Below are 4824 nucleotides of genomic sequence, written 5' to 3'. Positions count from 1 at the left end.
CCTGCGGGCCGCGGTCCTGCCCGGCCTGCTGCTGGTGGGTGGCGGCGCCCTGCTCGTCGCCGGGGCGACCATGCCGCCGCCGCTGTCCCTCCTCGCCGCCACGCTCGGCGCCGTCAGCAGCTTCTTCGGTGTGCTGCGCCTGAGCCACCGGCTGCTGCCGCCGATCGTCGGCGCCCTCGGCGTACCCGCCCGGCGCCTGTGCGGGACCGCGGGCCGGCTGGCGACGCAGCAACTGCGCCGCAACCCGGGACGTACGGGCGCCACCGGGGCGGCCCTGCTGCTCGGCGTCACGGTGATGGTCTCCGCCGTCACCGCGCTGGGCATCACCGGCAACTCCCTGGTCCCGCTGGTCTCCTCCCAGCAGCCGGGGGACTTCTCGGTCACCGCCAGGGACGACGGCAAGCTGCCGGCCGGGGCGGTCGCCGCACTGACCGGGGAACGCCGGCTGACCACCGCGCCCGTCCGTTCGGTCACGGCCGAGGTCGACGGCCGACGCACGGTACTGGTCACCGCGGCCCCCGGAGCGCTCCGGTCCACCGTGGACGGGATGGACCGGGCCAAGAACCTGCCGGACGACGCCGCGCTCACCACACTCGGTACCACGGGCGAGCACCGGGTGACGGTACCCGGCCACCCGGCGCGCACCCTGCGGTTCGCGGACGGCAGCAGCGGACTTCCGCTCGCACTGCAAGCGGACGCCGCGCTGTACGTGACGCCGGCGACCATGGACCGGCTGGCGCCGCGCGCGGCCGTCACCACGATGTGGGTCGGCCCGGCCGAGGGAACCGACCGGATCGGCGCCCGCCGGACCATGGACCGGGCCCTGGCCGGACACCCCGGCGTCAAGGTCACCGACACGACGGCACAGGCGGAGGAACTGCGCGCGCTGATCGACCGGATGATGCTGGTCACGATGGCCCTGCTCGGTTTCTCCGTGGCCATCGCCGGAATCGGGGTGGCGGCCACCCTGATGCTCGGCGTCAGCGAACGGTCCCGGGAGATCGGCATGCTGCGCGCGATCGGCATGTCCGGACAGCAACTACGACGGATGCTCACCCTGGAGGCCGTACTGCTGTCGCTCGCGGGAGCCCTGGTCGGCACCGCACTGGGCATCGGCTACGGGTGGGTCGCCGCGCGGTCGGTGACCTCAGCGGTGGGAACGGTGGGCGGGCCGCCCGTACTGCCGGTGGCCGCGGTGCTGGCGCTGACGGTCCTGATCGGGCTGGCGGCGGCGGTGCTGCCGGCCCGGCGGGTGCGGCGGATGACGATCGTGGCGGCGATGCGGACGGCGTAGCCGGACGGCGGCGGTACCGGCGCCCTGGTCCGACGGCCCGGGGAACGGCGGGGCGGGCGGTACCGGGACGACACCGGTACCGCCCGCCTCGTTTCCCTCAGTCGAACCAGCGCGCCCGCGCCAGCTCCTCCCCGCGGTCCGGTTCCTCCAGGAGGGCGGCGACCTCGAAGCGGCGGGGCCATTGGGCGGTGGCCCAGGCGAGGCCCGCGGCGACGCCCTCCAGGGTGGCGGCGTGCAGGGTGTGGTCGGGGGTCCAGCGCCAGTCGAGGGCGGTGGTGTCCGTGCCGTCGGTGACGAGGAGTTCCTCGTGCTCCAGGTAGGTGTCCGGGGTGCGGGGGCCCAGGAGGGAACGCACCGCCGGGGGGACGTCGCGGGGGACGCCGTCCGAGGTGATCTCGGCGCGTACGGCCTCGCTCAGGCGGCGTACCTGGAGCAGGTCCGCGAGTTCCGCGGCGCGGGCGGGGCGTACGGGGAGGAGGGCGAGGCCGTCGGCGAGGGGCATCAGGTCGGGGGCGTCGGCGACCACCGCGTCGGCGGCGTCCACCACGCGTACCGTGCCGTCGGTCACGGCCCGCAGCTCGTCGGGGAGGGTGACCCGGTCGGGGTCGAGGTCGGCCAACTCGCCGTAGAGGGCGTGGAGTTGGGTCGGTTCGACCTCGGCGTCCGGGTCCGCGAGGCGGCCGAGGAGTTCGGCCGCGCCGCCCGGCTCGTCCAGGAGGGCGGCGACGGAGGTGCGCACGCCCAGGGCCCGCAGCACCTCGGTGTCGGCGTCGCCGGCGTCGGCCGGTTCGTAGAGTCCGGCGAGCAGCGGGTCGCCGCCGGCGGCGCGCAGTCCCGCCGGGCGGCGGCCGTCGAGGACGGGGTGGCCGCGCAGCCACCACGCGGTGTAGGGGCGGACGGATTCCGTGGTGCCGTCGGGGAGGAGGACACGGACAGGGGTGGTGAGGGCGTCGCGCAGCGGGGGCTCGGAGAGCAGGGCGAGCGCCTGCGGCCAGGCGTCGTCGTCGACCAGGTCGAGGTCGCGTACGGCGATGAGTTCGGTGGCCACGGGCGGTACGGGCGAGTCGGGCAGGCCGTCGAGGACGTCCTCGCACCAGACGTCGACCGCGTCCAGCAGCCCGGCGTCGTCGGGCTCGGGGAAGTCGCCGTCGCGCGGCTCCAGCTCATCGGGGTCGAGGACCACGTCCGTGGCGCGGACCAGGGCGAACGCGGCCATCACCCCGACGGCGGTCAGCGGCTGCTCGCCCCAGCGCTCGACCCACTCCGTGTCGCAGGCGGCGAGTTCGCCCTCCCTGATGACCTGCTCGAACGGGCTGCCCGGGTAGACGAGTTCGCCGGCCGGGGCCAGTTCGCCGTCCTCGTCGGGCAGGGCCAGCGCGGCCAGCCACGGCTCGTCGCCGGGGGCGAGACCGGCGTCGCGGACGAGTCCGAGGACGGTCTCCGCCAGCTCCTCGGAGCCCAGCGGGGTGCCGGTCCCGGCGCCGTCCAGGTCCTCGAAGAGGTCGAAGGCGTCCTCGTCCGCCTCAAGGGAGTTGGCGACAGCCGCTCTGACCTGCGGCGTCGTCAGGACGGCACGGGGTGCTGCCGGGGTGGCGCCCAGTCTCTCCAACAGGGGGTGGACGGCATCCGGGTGGGCGACCTTGAGACCGAGGCGGGTGAGGGTGCGGTGCCGGGCGGCACTCTCCTCGTCGTCGGCCCGCTCGCCGGGCTGCGGCAGCAGCACCTGGCGCGGGCCGATGGTGGTCCGTACCGCGCCGTCGGCGTCCGGGCGACGCCCCGCCGCGCCCGCCAGCGGGACCGGGAGCCCGCTCAGCCGGTCCGGGTCGGTGCCGGCCAGCGCGTCGTACAGCCGCCACCACCAGTGGGGGGTGCGCTCGACGCCCGCGAGCCGGTCGACCATCTCGCCGAGCGGCACCCGCGCCACGCCCAGCGCCCGCAGTTCCGGGCGCCGTTCGAGGCCGGCGGGCAGCAGGTTCGGGAAGAGTTCCGCGAGGACGCCGACGGTCGCGGCGCCCGCGCCCTCCAGCACCTCGGCGTCCACCGGGCGCAGCGCGAACCGCGCCGCCTCCGGCGTCCCGTCGTCCCAGGCGTGTTCGTCGGGCCGCGCGCCGCCCTCGGGCGCTCCCGCGCTCGGCAGGAAGCGCACCCGCGGCAGCAGTTCCAGTACGCGCCGGCGCAGTGCGCCGTCGAGTGCGCCCTTGCCGAGCGGGCCGGGCACCAGGTCCAGGATGCCGGGCGACACCGGCTCCCACTCCCCGAGCAGCGTCGCGTACGCGGTGGCGGCGCGCTCCACCAGGAAATCGGCCAGCGGCCCCGACGCGACATGGCGACGGGTCGGCTCCAGCGGGAACGACGCGATGAGCAGCGCGGGCAGTCCCACCGGCTCGTCGGTCGGGGTCGGCGCGTGCAGCACGGGCGCCGTACCGGGCCGCACCGGCGCCCCCGCCTCGTCCACCGGCACCGCCCAGGTCACCGACCACACCGGGCGCAGCCGCTCCTCCACGGGCCGGTCGGCGAGCAGCGCCGCGTCCAGCGGGCCGCCGTCGCGCGCCACCCGCCAACGCGTCGCGCCGCGCTCACTGTCCTCGACGAGGACATGCCCGGCCTCCTCGCTACGCCGCAACTCCCGTACGTACTCGGGAGTTTCGACGACGACCTCGGCCAGTCCCGGCAGCGTCAGCAGCAGCGCCGCGTCGATGCCGGTGAGCAGCCGCTCAGCGAGGTCCTGCGCGGCGCCGTCCCGCAGCGGCAGCACCACGGCCGTGTCGTACCCCTCGGGCGCGGCACCCTCGGCGGGCAGCGGCAGCCGCAGCAGCGGTACGTGGCCGTCGCGGCGGCGCAGTTCGCCGCCGAGGCCGGGGCTGTGCGCGGCCGCCTGCTCCGCCATGGCGCGGGCCTCGGCCAGCGACCAGCGGACGCCGCCGGTACGGCCCACCAGCGCCGGTTCGTCGCTCACCGACAGCACGGCGGCGAAGCCGACACCGAACCGGCCGACCGCGCCGGACGCGACGCTCGCCTCCCGCTTCGCGGAGGCCCGCAGCGTGGACAGCGACTCGACGCCGGTGGCGTCGAGGGGCGCGCCGGTGTTGGAGGCGACGAGCACGGCGGGCGCGGTGCCGTCGGACGGATGGAGCGTCAGCCGCAGCCGCCCGGGGACACCGGCACGGGCCGCCGCGTCCGCAGCGTTCTGCGCCAGCTCGACGACGAGCCGGTCGCGGTAGCCGCCGAGCGCGAGATCCTCCTCCGCGTTGGCGTCCTCCCGGAACCGGGCCGGGGACGCGGCCCACGCGTCCAGCACTCCCCGCCGCAACCGGGCCGTTCCGAAGGGGTCGGCCCCTTCGTCCCCCTCGATCCCACCGCGCACCCACGCCTTACCCGTCACGTGTCCGTCTCCCTTGCCTGGTTCGGTCGGTGACCTTAGCCCGCCGGTCCCCATGGTGCCGTGTTGCGCCCGTGGCGCTGCGGCGGTGTTCGGGTGGGCCGCCGTGGGGGGGTGCCCGCCTGCGGCGGGCGGAGGGGGTTGTTGGGGT

The 4824-nt window shown here is 76.4% G+C and carries 2 protein-coding genes; one reads left to right on the top strand and one right to left on the bottom strand.

Annotated features, from left to right (window positions below; all coding sequences use genetic code 11):
• The coding region (locus tag AC51EU_RS27150; protein ID WP_496269726.1) for an FtsX-like permease family protein at positions 1–1294 on the top strand (1294 nt) is incomplete at its 5' end.
• 97 nt (positions 1295–1391) lie between these two features.
• Here the strand turns inward: AC51EU_RS27150 and AC51EU_RS27145 are convergent.
• Positions 1392–4592 (bottom strand): sacsin N-terminal ATP-binding-like domain-containing protein, encoded by a 3201-nt coding sequence (locus tag AC51EU_RS27145; RefSeq protein WP_496269727.1) that lies wholly within the window; start codon positions 4590–4592, stop codon positions 1392–1394.
• Positions 4593–4824 lie beyond the last annotated feature (232 nt).

Source organism: Candidatus Streptomyces philanthi, from assembly GCF_059553635.1.
This window is presented reverse-complemented; position numbering and strand designations above follow the sequence as displayed.